10 protein-coding genes and 1 tRNA gene are annotated in these 11,220 nt (G+C 66.8%); 8 read left to right on the top strand and 3 right to left on the bottom strand.

Annotated features, from left to right (window positions below; translation table 11 throughout):
• Positions 1–212 precede the first annotated feature (212 nt).
• The 4 genes from FHX47_RS07985 (at position 213) to FHX47_RS08000 (ending at position 6,316) form a co-directional block, all read left to right on the top strand.
• Complete coding sequence (locus FHX47_RS07985) at positions 213–2,105, top strand: phosphoenolpyruvate carboxykinase (GTP) (protein ID WP_183358400.1); 1,893 nt, start codon at positions 213–215, stop codon at positions 2,103–2,105.
• Positions 2,106–2,237: 132 nt separating this feature from the next.
• The gene (locus FHX47_RS07990) at positions 2,238–3,092 is read left to right on the top strand and encodes an ABC transporter ATP-binding protein (RefSeq protein ID WP_183358401.1); all 855 of its coding nucleotides are present in this window, start codon (positions 2,238–2,240) and stop codon (positions 3,090–3,092) included.
• A 57-nt stretch (positions 3,093–3,149) separates the two neighbouring features.
• A complete protein-coding gene (locus FHX47_RS07995) occupies positions 3,150–4,154 on the top strand; it encodes an ABC transporter substrate-binding protein (RefSeq protein WP_183358402.1) in 1,005 nt (334 codons plus the stop codon).
• Positions 4,155–4,213: 59 nt separating this feature from the next.
• The gene (locus tag FHX47_RS08000) at positions 4,214–6,316 is read left to right on the top strand and encodes an iron chelate uptake ABC transporter family permease subunit (RefSeq protein ID WP_221206244.1); all 2,103 of its coding nucleotides are present in this window, start codon (positions 4,214–4,216) and stop codon (positions 6,314–6,316) included.
• Here FHX47_RS08000 and FHX47_RS08005 read toward each other — a convergent pair whose 3' ends face one another.
• Positions 6,317–7,723: a phosphomannomutase/phosphoglucomutase gene (locus FHX47_RS08005; protein ID WP_183358404.1), complete on the bottom strand. Its 1,407-nt coding sequence runs from the start codon at positions 7,721–7,723 to the stop codon at positions 6,317–6,319.
• Between the two features lie 57 nt (positions 7,724–7,780).
• On the opposite strand from FHX47_RS08005, the gene FHX47_RS08010 reads away from it, so the two are divergent.
• Positions 7,781–8,620: a hypothetical protein gene (locus FHX47_RS08010; protein WP_183358405.1), complete on the top strand. Its 840-nt coding sequence runs from the start codon at positions 7,781–7,783 to the stop codon at positions 8,618–8,620.
• A gap of 17 nt (positions 8,621–8,637) precedes the next feature.
• Here the strand turns inward: FHX47_RS08010 and FHX47_RS08015 are convergent.
• Positions 8,638–8,726: transfer RNA gene (locus tag FHX47_RS08015), tRNA-Ser, on the bottom strand.
• Positions 8,727–8,844: 118 nt separating this feature from the next.
• Between FHX47_RS08015 and FHX47_RS08020 the strand changes: the two genes are divergently transcribed.
• Positions 8,845–9,276, top strand: a complete 432-nt coding sequence (locus FHX47_RS08020; RefSeq protein ID WP_183358406.1) for a hypothetical protein — start codon at positions 8,845–8,847, stop codon at positions 9,274–9,276.
• Positions 9,277–9,371: 95 nt separating this feature from the next.
• Here the strand turns inward: FHX47_RS08020 and FHX47_RS08025 are convergent, their stop codons facing one another.
• Positions 9,372–9,881: a site-specific integrase gene (locus tag FHX47_RS08025; protein ID WP_183358407.1), complete on the bottom strand. Its 510-nt coding sequence runs from the start codon at positions 9,879–9,881 to the stop codon at positions 9,372–9,374.
• Positions 9,882–10,430: 549 nt separating this feature from the next.
• On the opposite strand from FHX47_RS08025, the gene FHX47_RS08030 reads away from it, so the two are divergent.
• Both FHX47_RS08030 and FHX47_RS10675 read left to right on the top strand, forming a co-directional pair.
• Entirely contained in the window at positions 10,431–10,853 is a 423-nt protein-coding gene (locus FHX47_RS08030) for a hypothetical protein (protein WP_183358408.1), read from the top strand.
• Positions 10,854–10,901: 48 nt separating this feature from the next.
• A partial coding sequence (locus tag FHX47_RS10675) for a hypothetical protein (protein ID WP_221206247.1) occupies positions 10,902–11,220 on the top strand: 319 nt, incomplete at its 3' end.

Here is an 11,220-nt window from a genome sequence, read left to right on the forward strand (position 1 = left end):
AATCACAATTTTGGCGGCATTCGCCCCCGAGCGCTCCACAGAGGTTAGAGTTGGCATGTCTGCTCCATCCGGCATTGCGCGGGTGTGCATGAAGGTTCAGCGCGTACAACGTGGTGCGCGCTTCGGCTCTATGATGCGCCGAGCCCTCGTCGCACCGGTATGTGATTCCCGGAGCAGCGCCAAGAAGAGCAGTGCCAAGAACCTGTCACCCAATGGAGGGAAATACAGTGACCACCGTTGCAAAGGCGCCCGGTGCAAACGGATTCACCCCGCTGAGCATCGCTGCAGATGCTCCGACCACTCATCAGCCGCTGATCGACTTCGTCAGTCAGATCGCCGACCTCACCAAACCCGACGCGATCCACTGGGTCGACGGCTCCCAGCAGGAGAATGATCGGCTCACCGATCAGATGGTGGAGGCCGGCACGCTGACCCGACTGACCAGCCCGGACTTTCCGAACTCCTTCGCCGCAGCCTCTGACCCGGCCGACGTCGCCCGGGTGGAGTCGCGGACCTTCATCTGCTCGGAACGTGAGCGCGACGCCGGGTTCACCAACAACTGGGTCGAGCCCGCTGAGATGCGCAAGACGCTCGACGGCGTCTTCGACGGAGCCATGCAGGGCCGCACCATGTATGTGATTCCCTTCGTCATGGGCCATCTGGAGGCAGATGACCCCAAGTTCGGCGTCGAAATCACCGATTCCCCCTATGTGGTGGCCTCCATGCGCATCATGGCCCGCATCGGCACCGAGGTGCTGGCCAAGATCGAAGAGCTCAGCCGCACTGATGAGCAGAAAGCGTTCTTCGTGCCGGCCGTGCATTCGGTCGGCGCACCCCTGCAGCCCGGCCAGGCCGATGTGCCCTGGCCCTGCAACGATGAGAAGTACATCGTCCACTTCCCGGAGAGCCGCGAGATCTGGTCCTTCGGCTCGGGCTACGGCGGTAACGCGCTGCTGGGCAAGAAGTGCTACGCGCTGCGCATCGCCAGCGTCATGGCCCGCGACGAGGGCTGGCTGGCTGAGCACATGCTCATCCTGAAGCTCACCAACCCGCAGGGTCGCAGCTACTTTGTCTCCGGGGCCTTCCCCTCCGCCTGCGGCAAGACGAACCTGGCACTCATCGACCCCAGCCTGAAGGGTTGGAAGGCCGAGACCCTGGGCGACGACATCACCTGGATCCGCCCCGGCAAGGACGGCGAATTCCGGGTGGTCAACCCCGAATCCGGCTACTTCGGTGTGGCACCGGGCACCGGCTGGCACACCAATGCCAATGCCATGCGCGCCATCTCCAAGGGCAACTCGATCTTCACCAATGTGGCGCTGACCGACGACGGCGGCGTGTGGTGGGAGGGCATGACCAAGGAGGCTCCGGATCACCTGATCGACTGGCGGGGCAACGATTGGACGCCGGACTCTGACGCCCCTGCGGCCCATCCGAACGCGCGGTTCTGCACTCCCATTGATCAGACCGACATGCTGGCCCCGGAGTACTACGAGCCCAATGGTGTGAAGCTGGATGCGATCCTCTTCGGCGGACGCCGCAAGACCACGGTTCCGCTGGTGACCGAGTCCCGCGACTGGAACCACGGGATCTTCTTCGGCTCCACGCTGAGCTCAGAGACCACGGCCGCCGCCGAGGGTCAGGTCGGCACCGTCCGTCGCGACCCCATGGCGATGCTGCCGTTCATCGGATACGACGCCGGCGACTACCTCAAGCACTGGGTGGAGGTCTCCGGCCGGGCAGAGCCGCAGCACCTGCCGAAGATCTTTCTGGTCAACTGGTTCCGACGCGGACGGGACGGCACAATCGCCTGGCCGGGCTTCGCGGAGAACACCCGCGTGCTGAAGTGGGTGGTGGAGCGCATCGAGGGCACCGCGGGTGCCGAAGAGACCCCCATCGGGCTGATCCCCACCAAAGACTCCCTCGACACTGACGGTCTCGACATCAGCGACGAGGCGCTGGAGGACTCGCTGCGCGTCGACGTGGAGGAATGGAAGCAGGAGCTGACCGGAATAGAGGAGTGGTTCGCCAACTTCGGTGATTCCCTGCCCGCAAGCATCCAGGCCGAACTGGAGGAGCTGCGCACCCGCATCAATGCAGCCTGACCCGAAACCCGGCCTGACCCAAGGCGCCCGGCAACGATTTTCGTTGCCGGGCGCTTTTTTCTGCGCAGATGTTAGGTGAGCCTGTACTTAATTTGGTAACGTTCGAATGTGCGAAATTTCTCCAGTCAGATCATGGGTGCCTCACTGCAGGCCGACCAGCTGTCGGTCTCCTATGGTGCCCACCGCATTGTCCACAATGTCGACGTCGACCTGCTGCCCGGCGGTGTGACCGCGCTGATCGGGCCCAACGGCAGCGGCAAAACCACCTTGCTGCGCGGCATGTGCCGCCTGGCCGAGACCGAGGGTCAGGTGTCCCTGGACGGCGCAGACATCAGCAGCCTCTCTCCGCGCAGCTTCGCCCAGCGCCTGACCATCCTCGCGCAGCAGCGGCCCACTCCCACCGGGCTGACCGCAGCCGAGGTCGTGGAACTGGGCCGGCACCCGCATCGCGGACGATTCCGCCGCGCCGACCCCGACGGTGCTGAGGTCGTGGAGCGGTCGCTGGTCCTGTGCGGACTCGAGGAGCTGCGCCACCGGCCGGTCACCGAGCTGTCCGGCGGCCAGCTGCAGCGGGTCTGGCTGGCGACGTGTCTGGCCCAGCAGACCGACGTGCTGCTGCTGGACGAACCCACGACCTTCTTGGATATGAAACACCAGATGAGCCTGCTGGACCTCATCCGCGACCTCGCGGACATCCACGGCCTCACCGTGGGCGTGGTGCTGCATGACCTGGAACAGGCCGCCGACATCGCCGATCACGTGGTCCTGCTCCAGGAGGGCAGCGTGCTGTCCGCGGGGACGCCGTCGGAGGTGATGACCTCGGCGCGGCTCAGCGAGGTCTACGGAGTCCCGATCGACGTCGCGCCGATGCCCTCAGGAGGACTGTCGGTGCGTGCCCAGCGGGCCGGACGGCGCCGCGCAGCCCCGGAGGCCGCACCCACCCCGGCCCGAGAAGAGTCGACAGCGGCCCTGCCGATTCCCGCCTGAGCCGTTCCGCCCCCTGAGCCGTTCCCACCCCGCTGCGTCCGTCCCGGAAGGACACCGATGAGCCTCGCCGAAACCCTCTCCGCCCGCCGTCTGCTCTGCCTGGCGGCACTGAGCGTGCTGTCCCTGAGCGCCTGCGGCACCACCGACGTCGACACCGGTGACGAGTCCGAGGCCGACTCGGATGCCGGCCCCATCACTGTCACCGACCATTCCGGCGAGGAGATCACCATCGAGGGTCCCGCTCAGCGGGTGGTCACCCTGGAATGGGCCCAGACGGAGAACGTCGAGATGCTCGGCGGCAACCACGTCGGCGCGGCTGACCTGGAGGGCTATGAGGCATGGGCCTCCGCCGCTGAGGTCGATGAGGACGTCGTCGACGTCGGACTGCGCACTGAGCCCAGCATCGAGGCCATCGGCCGGGCGAACCCGGATCTGATCATCGGATCCGAGGAGTCGGTGCCCGAGGGGCTGATGCAGGATCTTGAGGAGATTGCGCCGGTGGTGTTGCAGGAATCCGCCGACGCCTCTGACCCGCTGGGGCATATGGAGCGCACATTCTTCCAGACCGCAGACCTGCTCGGCGCCCAGGACGAGGCCGAGCAGATCTGGGGCGACTACGAACAGACCCTGGAGGACTCCCGAGAGAGCATCTCTGCCGCCGACGCTGAGCAGACCCCCTTCGTGGTCGCCTACCCCTCCATCGAGGGCAACACCGCCACCTTCCGGATGCACGGTCCCGGCGCGATGGTCAGTGCCGTGGGCGAGGAGATCGGCCTGGATCCGGCCTGGGAGCAGGAGGGCGACGCCGACTGGGCGATCAGCTCCTCCGACGTCGAAGGCCTCACCGCCCTGCCCGAGGCGACCGAGCTCTTCTGGTGGACCGCCTCCACCGAGCCTGAGGACCCCTTCGCCGGACTGCAGGACAACTCCGCCTGGAACTCACTGGGCTTCGTGGAGAACGACCGGATGTACCCGATCCAGCGCACCTGGCTCTACGGCGGACCCGGCTCGGCCATGCAGTGGGCCGAACAGCTCACCGAGACCGTCTCCGACGACGGCTGAGTACCACAACCACCACCGACGACGGCGGCCACGTGACCCAGCAGCCTGACGCTCTTGCGGTGAGCACCAGTTCCGCACCCACCACCCCGGCCCGGGCCCGGACCCTGGTGATCCTGACTGTCGCGGTCGGACTCGCGGTGCTGGTCGCCCTCAGTGCCGTCCACCTGACCCAGGGCACCTCCGGGGCCTCTGCCCGGGAACTGATCTCCGCGCTCATCAGTGGAGATGACTCCCAGCTGAGCGCCATCGCCTTCGACTCACGGCTGCCGCGGCTGATCGGCGGGCTGGTGGTCGGAGCTGTGCTGGGCATCGCCGGCTGCGCACTGCAGGCAATGACCCGCAACCCGTTGGCCTCCCCGGACACGTTGGCGGTCAACGCCGGGGCCCACCTGGCACTGACTGCCGCAGCCGCCTTCGGGATCTCGCTGCCGCTGCTGAGCTCGGCGGCCCTGGCCTTCGTGGGCGGATTCGGCGCCGCCGGCCTGGTGCTGGCCCTGACCGGCTTCTCCGAGTCCGCGCCGATCCGCCTGGTGCTGGCCGGCACGGTGGTGGCCATGGGTCTGGCCTCGGTGACCTCGGCGCTGCTGATGATCCATGCCCAGTCCACCCAAGGACTCTTCCTCTGGGGTGCCGGCACGCTGAACCTCTCCGGCATCGGCGCGGTGGTGGGGCTGCTGCCGGTGATGGCCCCCGCCTTGGTGGTGCTGGTGCTCCTGGCGAGCGCCACCGATGTGCTCTCCCTGGGCAGTGACACTGCCCGATCGATGGGGGTTCGTGTGGGTCTGGTGCGCGCCGGGCTGCTGGTCTGCTCGGTGGCGCTGGCATCCTGTGCGGTCACCATGGTGGGCCCGTTGGGCTTTGTGGGGCTCTGCGCCCCAGCGATCATCCGGCTGCTCTCCGCCCGGGTGATCCGCTTCGGCCGCTTTGGCTGGGCGATGGCCGGCTCCGGACTGCTCGGCGCGCTCATCGTGATCGGCGCCGACGTCGGCGTCCGCGGTATTTTCTTGGGCGGCATCTTCGGCTTCACCGACCTCAGCCTCGCCGTCGGGATCCCCACCGGCGTGGTCACCTCACTCATCGGCGCGGTCTTCCTGGTGGCGCTGGCGATGCGGATGCGCAGCGGCGGCAGTCAGGAGATTGCGGCCCTGGGCCTGCCCAGCGCGGTTCGGCTCTCCCGGCGCCTGACCGTCACCCTCACCGTTTCGGTGCTGCTGCTGGTGCTGGCAGTGGGCGGGATGCTGCTGGGGGACTGGTGGCTGCGCCTGGGTGATGTGCTGCTCTGGCTTCAGGGGCAGTCAGCCCGGGCCATCGAGATCGCTCTGGACTTCCGGGCCCCGCGGGTGGCTGCAGCGCTGCTGGCCGGTGCGGTGCTGGCAGTCGCCGGCGGGTTGGTGCAGACCGTCACCCGCAACCCGCTGGCCGAACCCGGAATCCTTGGAGTGGCAGCCTCCGGCGGCGCGGGGGCGGTGATCGCACTGATCGTGCTGCCGTCCTCCTCGGTGTGGTCCATGTCCGCCGGGGCTGCCACCGGGGCGGTTCTGGCCGGAGTGATCGTCTTTGCGCTGGCCAGTTCGCGCACCAGCTCCCCGGAGCGAGTGGTGCTGGTGGGCATCGGAGTGATGACGGCCGCGCAGGCCATCACCCAACTGCTGATCTCCACCACCCAGCCGCACAACCAGGCGATGGCCATCTCGTGGCTGGGCGGGTCCACCTTCGGCACTGCCTGGCGGGATCTGGTGCCGATGCTGGTGGTGCTGGCGCTGGCAGTGCCCGTGCTGGTGGTGCTGCGACGGGAGTTGGACCTGGTGGGCATCGACGACCTCACCCCGCGGATCCTGGGAGTCTCCTTACCGGTGGTGCGCGCAGTGGCGCTGACCACCGCCGTGCTGCTGGCCGCCGTCTCGGTGGTCGCGGTGGGAGTGATCACCTTCGTGGGCCTGGCGGCGCCGCATCTGGCCCGCATGCTGGTCGGCCGTGAACATCGCTGGTTCCTGCCGGTGTCTGCGCTGCTGGGGGCCGCGCTGGTCTCGGTGTCCGACACCTTCGGCCGCACCGTCATCGCCCCGGACCAGCTGCCGGCCGGGCTCGTGGTCGCCGTCGTCGGCCCGCCGTACCTGCTGTGGCTGCTGCGGCGCTCAACGTCCCAAGCGGCTCGCCGGTGATCAGCCGCGGATGATGCTCAGCACCTCGTCGCGGACCGCCTCCATCTGTTCCGGTGTGTGGGCCTCACCGTTGAACCGCAGGAACGGTTCGGTGTTGGAGGGCCGCAGGTTGAACCACCAGGAATCGTCGCTGGCGCGCAGCGTGACCCCGTCCATGTGGGAGACTGCGGCGTCGCGGTGGGCAAATGCCTGGGCCACCCGATCCATGGCGGCCGACTTGTCCTCCACCTCCGAGTTGATCTCCCCGGAGGCGAAGTAGGGGTTGTACTCGGCGACCAGCTCGCCCAGACCCAGCCGCTGCTCACCGAGTGCGGCCAGCACATGCATCGCAGCCAGCATCCCCGTGTCGGCGTTGTAGAAGTCACGAAAGTAGTAGTGCGCGGAGTGCTCACCGCCGAAGACCGCAGACTCCTGCGCCATCACCGCCTTGATGAACGAGTGCCCCACCCGCGTCTCCACCGCACGGCCGCCCCGACGGGCCACCAGCTCGGGCACGGCCCGGGAGGTGATCAGGTTATGGATGATCACCGGCTCGACCTCCCCGGCGGCTTGGACCCGAGCGATCTCCCGGTCAGCCACCAGGGCGGTCACAGCGGAGGGGGAGACCGGCTCGCCCGACTCATCGATGACGAAGCAGCGGTCGGCGTCGCCGTCGAAGGCCAGGCCGATGTCGGCGCCGGAGGCGATCACCGCACGCTGCAGGTCACGCAGGTTCTCCGGCTCCAATGGGTTGGCCGGGTGGTTGGGGAAGGTGCCGTCCAGCTCGAAGTACAGCGGCACAATCTCCAGCGGCAGAGCGGAGAGCCGCTCATCGCCGAGCACTGCCGGGGTGGTCATACCGGCCATACCGTTTCCTGCATCGACGGCCACCTTCAGCGGGCGGATGCCCTCCAGGTCCACCAGACTGCGCAGATAGGCCGCATAGTCGCTCAGCGTGTCGGTGGAGTCGATCGCGCCGGGGGTTTCGGCGGCGGGAAACGTGCCGGCGTCGAGATAGTTCTGTGCGACACGTTGAATCTCATCCAGTCCAGTGTCTGCGCTCAGCGGCACCGCCCCGGCATTGGACATCTTCATCCCGTTGTACCCGGCCGGATTATGGCTGGCGGTGAACACGACACCGGCGGCGTTCAGCGTCCCGGAGGCGAAATAGAGCATATCCGTGGAGATCATCCCCAGCTGCGTCACCTGGGCGCCGCGGTGGGCAGCCCCTTCAGCGAAGGCTTCTGCGAACTCGGCTGAAGAGGGGCGCATATCGCCGCCGACCAGGACGCGCTGGCCGGCCAGCTCCAGGACGTCGACGAAGGCTGCGGCCACTGCCCGCACCGAGTCGGCAGTGATACTCTGCCCGACGATGCCGCGCACATCATAGGCTTTGAAAGATTCGCTCAGATCTATAGTCACAGCCATATCCTACGGTCCGGGGCACGGAGTGCCGCATTGAGGGACATTGCGTAGACTGGGTGCATGGAAATCCTGATGCTGCTGGCCGCGGGCGTGGTGCTCTTCCTGGTGATCCGCATGTTCATGCAGCGTCAAGCGGGCAAGATGAACGAGAAGATCCAGGAAGAAGTCACACCTGAGACGGCGCGGCAGGCTGCGCTCTCGCTCAGCGATGACCAGCACAAGGTCATCTATCAGGCCATCGCCAGTGAGGACGCTCGACGTGCTCTGGCGCTGTTCAGGGAGGCCACAGGTGCCCCGGTGAAGGACTGCGTGGTGGCGGTGCAGGCGCTGCACCGATATCCGCAGGCTGCGCCGTCGGAGCTGAAATTCGCTGAAGACTTCAACCTCCAGGACGACGACGGCCAGCAGGTCCAGGACGAGTACGTCGAGGACGCGATCGACGACGTCCGCCAAGACCTGTCCGACAACGACTCTGACTCAGGGTCTCCGCTGGCAGAAGCTGATCCCAACACCGGCCGGATCCTGGGGGACAACGCCGAACAGGTGCCCGACATCCCCGGCGGGCAGTCCGCGGAGACCAAAGACGATGACGACGTCGACGCTAAGGCGCGGGAGCTTCTGGAGCAGTCTGGTTTTGACCGGGAGCAGGAACTGACCATCCCCGAGGAATGGTCCGCCGAAGAGGACGATGAGCAGGCCGGTTTCCACCTGGAGGTCCAGCGCGGCGATGAGAAGATCACGCTCTCCCACGAGGATCTGGAGCCTTGGGTGCACGATCAGCTGCATGCGCTGCTGCGCGACGATCATGTCGAAGAGGCCGCCGAGCTGCTCTCGCAGCATTCGCCGCTGACCACCGAGGAGGCCCACCGTTTCCTGGTGGTCTTCAAGGACCAGAGCTGAGTATCGCTCTGCCCTGCTGGCGGAGCGGGTGGGATTCGAACCCACGGTAGGGATCGCCTACAGCGGTTTTCAAGACCGCCACCTTCGGCCGCTCGGTCACCGCTCCGTGGAGGCCCAGACACCGAATGCCCAGAATCTCCAGGTACGAACTATACGCCACAGCCGACGCCCGTTTCGAGCCGGCGGCCTCCAGAGGGGCTGTGACTGCCTATAATTGGGCCACTATGAACTTGTTCGCCCGCCGCCGTCGTGCCAAGCAGCTGGAGAAGGACTTGGGTGCCGGCCTGTGGCGGCAGGCTCACGATCGCTATGTCCGCGGGTTGGACCGGTACCATCAGATCCTCGCAGGAGTGCAGGACGACGAACTGCACAACCAACTTGTGCCCATCGGAGACGAGTTGGCCGCCCAGCTTCCGCGGGTCTACCAGCTGTGCAGAACGGCCCACGCACAGTATCCGGCCACAGAGCTGCGAGTCCCCGCAGGTGCTCAGCATCTTCACTCGGGCCTCTCGCGGGCGGCCAATCATCTTGCCACCACCGCCGAGGCGGAAGCGATGGCCCGGCTGAACCATGGGCGGATCGAAGCGGTCCGACATCGGGCAGATGAGGTGCTTCGGTCCCTGCAGGAAGCAGAAGATCACTTCAGCGACGATTGATGCGGCGGAGCCGCCTGCCGGAATCGAACCGGCGGCCTATTCATTTTGGATGCATCCGGCTCCCGGCGACCGATGTTGACGGGCGTTATCCCAGGTCATCCTCGGGATCGGGGGCTGCTGGAGCGTTGATCGACGTAGTCAGAAGTAGCTCTTTGTGGGGCTGTTGTACGTACCAAACGTACGTACCTCAGGAGTCGTCCGAGGGCTCTCGTAGTCCCTGCAGTGCGCCGGACAACACCGAGGCGTCGGCCCGTCCTGGTCTTCACGATCGCGGGGGAGCGGTCCAGGACCATCTCGCCGTCGTCGGTGAACTCGACCATCGGCCATGTGATGGCCGTGGCCTCGCCGACCCGCAGCCCGGTCAGCGCCTGCAGGATCGTCAGGTCGATCGCGTTGGCCTGCACGGCGATCCGGTCGGCGAGAGAGTAGCCCCCGCGCTTCGGCCGAGTGACGCCGTCGGCCGGGTCGAGCGTGAACAGGTGGTCGATGACCTTGTTCCACTCCTCGCGGGTCAGAGCTACGCCGCCGCGGGAGCGCTGTCGAGGCTGACCGCCGGTGAGGTCGATGCGCTTGCCGGCGATGGGGGGAGGCGGTGATGACCTCATCGCGGGTCATCTGGTCGAGCACGTACTTGCCCAGCACCGATCGCGTCTGATGCGCCGACTCGGGGCCGTGCAGTGCGGCGATCTCCTGCAGGCAGCGCTCCAGGGCCCGGAACCGGGTGCCCGAGGCGATGGTGTGGTCTTTCAAGCTGGCAGTGTGCTCGTGGTCCTGCCGGCAGTCGCCGACCAGGTAGCGCAGCGCGCCGAGGTAGCGGCCTCGGGAAGCTGGTGCCAGCCGGGCGGCCTCGATGGCCGGGCGGCTGACTTCGGCGATGTAGTCGGTGATGCTGTCCGTGGCTGACCAGGTCGATACCACCGATTCGGTGGTCAGCGCCTCGTAGGTCTCCCGGGCTCGGCGTCGCGCTTCGCCGACGGAGCGCCCCTTCGATCTGTTCTGTTTTGTCTTCGACCCGTCGAGGGGGGCGGTAGGACCAGTCCAGCCAGACGGTGCCGTCGGGCTGTCGCCGGCCCTGCACTTCGCTGATCGTGTGCTCGCCGGGATCGAGGCGGCTGGTCGACGAGCAACGGGGTTGGAACGCCTTCGCTCAGGAGATGGAGAGCGTCGGCGGTTCCGCGATCACGAGCCCGTCCCACGCGGCGACGACGACGAGCATGGTCCGTGCCCAGCTTCTGGCGGTGATGAATCAAGTCGCCGAGACCGGAGGCTGGGTATACAGCGTCACCACAGACGGGTTCATCACGGATTTCGAAGTCGACACCCTCGAGAGGCTCGACCTCTACGGGCTGGCCGAACCGTTGCGTGAGGCCCGCGAGGCCCTGACGGGCGAAGCGACGATCTGGGAGACCAAGGCTCAGCAGGACGACTTGGTTTCGTTCACTACCCGCGGCAACGTGTCGCTTTCTCCGAACGGTGTCTGCGCGCACAACGGGTTGAAGCGCCCGGATGATGTCGCCGAAGACAGCGTCGAAGACCGGGAGATGCTGCTGCGCGCCGTCGTGACACGTGACGGGTGAGTGCCGAACCCATACAAGCGGTTCCCCAGTTTCCAGGAGCTGTCCCGGATGGAGAACAGAAAGGACTTCATCCCGACGACCGTGGAGCGTGCGGTCTCGATGGATCATGACCTGAAGCGCCAGCCGCTGATGGACTCGATGACCGCCGAAGAGGTGCCCCTGCCGGACGGGTCGGTCTGGGAGATGGCCACCTTCTCCACCGCGCTCTGGGAAACCGTCGAGGAGTGTCTCCGCCTACGGCACAGGTCGCCGGATCAAGACCTCGTGGCGGACTGTCCTGATGAGCCTGGTCATGGCCCACCGCCAGGGGCTGGTCACGATCCCGACCCTGGCCGACCGTTCCCTCAGCGTGCCCGAGCGGCTGGAC

The organism is Garicola koreensis, assembly GCF_014195445.1.
Classification (GTDB): domain Bacteria; phylum Actinomycetota; class Actinomycetes; order Actinomycetales; family Micrococcaceae; genus Nesterenkonia; species Nesterenkonia koreensis.